Annotated in this window: 1 protein-coding gene; it reads right to left on the bottom strand. The window is 50.9% G+C overall.

Annotated features, from left to right (window positions below):
* Positions 1-138 precede the first annotated feature (138 nt).
* On the bottom strand, positions 139-1,341 hold the full coding sequence (locus J3482_RS20035; protein ID WP_067625966.1) for a transposase: 1,203 nt from the start codon (positions 1,339-1,341) through the stop codon (positions 139-141).
* Between the last annotated feature and the right edge of the window lie 126 nt (positions 1,342-1,467).

Here is a 1,467-nt window from a genome sequence, read left to right as displayed (position 1 = left end):
GAGCGTTTTGCAGAATGGCGTTTTTGGTTGAAGTGAAAAAAGAATCAGCATCGCAGTACAGCTAAAGCGCCTTACATATAGTGGATATCGGTCGGTCATTTCTGTGTAAATTCCACAAGTTATCTCATGGTGCGTTTTTTACGCGGTCTTCTGTTGTCCTTTGATTCCGTTCACGGCAAGCGCGGACGCGAGCAGTACAATTGCATTGAGAACCATGTGCGTCTTTACTTTTTGGATCCCTCTCACATGGACATCATTCGCCGTCAAGTGGGTTTTGAGCCTTGCGTTGCAACGCTCGACTGCAGTGCGCTCGTTGTACAGCAGCTTCCAGTTTTGCGTGCCCCGATGAGGAGCGCAGTAACGCCGTACATCGTCCGTAATCCGCTTTTTGACTACCATGCCATAGTTGGACTGTGAACAAGCCGCTGTACCAAGCGGGCAGTCCACTTTCCCAACCGCGTGAGGGCAGCGGAACTTCAGTCGATCACCGTCAGCACCCCAATACACCATGTCGTATCCCATTGTGCAACGCGGTGTCCCGTCCGATGCCATGCCTTCCGGTGGTTCCTTTTCGCCGCGCTTGTTCATTGCAATAATCGCCTGTGCACCATAATCACGAACAGCTTCGTAGTTTTTCACTTGGTCATACCCAGCATCCATCATGACGAAATCGACTTTCCAACCGTGCGCCTTCACGACGTGTTCCAGCAATGGCGCGGCCATCTCCCCGTCGTAGACGTTTGCAGGTGTGACCTCTAAAGCGACCGGCAGCTCACTCGCGGTATCGACAGCCAGGTGGATTTTGTACCCGAACCAAGCGAGTTTGTTACCGAAGGTATCGTATTTTGCACCCCAGTTGGCATTGCCGGTTTGTTGGCTCCTGGACTTGGGTTGCTTTTTCTCGTACGACTTCACACCGGCACTGTCCACAGCCAAATGGCGTCCGTCAATGATGTTCGCTTCTTTGCATTGACTGACCAGGTCAATGAAGAGCTTCTCTGCGAGATTCATCTCTACGATGGCCGCAAACACGCGACTCAGGGTGGAGACCGATGGGGCGGCTTCGTCTATTCTGAAACCGCACTGGTAACGAAACCGAATGTCTCTCGCTAACCGTTCATGAAGCCTTGTGAACGTTGAAATCCCCTCAAGTGGAGCAGCCAAAAGTGCGCGTAGAATGGCTTCACGGTTAATGGGCTTCGCACCTTGGGGTGACTGTTTCCTCAACTTCGAAGTATAAGGCTGCAAGTTCAATACACCGAAAAATAGCGGTAATCGGTCACTGGACTCAATTTCTAGCCAGTCTTCAAAGGAAAATAGCGATGGCTGGAGAAGATACAAGTGGGACTTCCCTCCTCGAAGATTCGGGTTTGGTCACTTGAAATCTTCTCGAAGGTTGGGGTGAAGTCCTTTTTCATGTCTTCACACCCCTTGTCCTACAAGGCCTTATAAATCTGCAAAACGCTC

This window comes from Alicyclobacillus suci, assembly GCF_017329615.1.
Taxonomy (GTDB): Bacteria; Bacillota; Bacilli; order Alicyclobacillales; family Alicyclobacillaceae; genus Alicyclobacillus; species Alicyclobacillus suci.
This window is presented reverse-complemented; position numbering and strand designations above follow the sequence as displayed.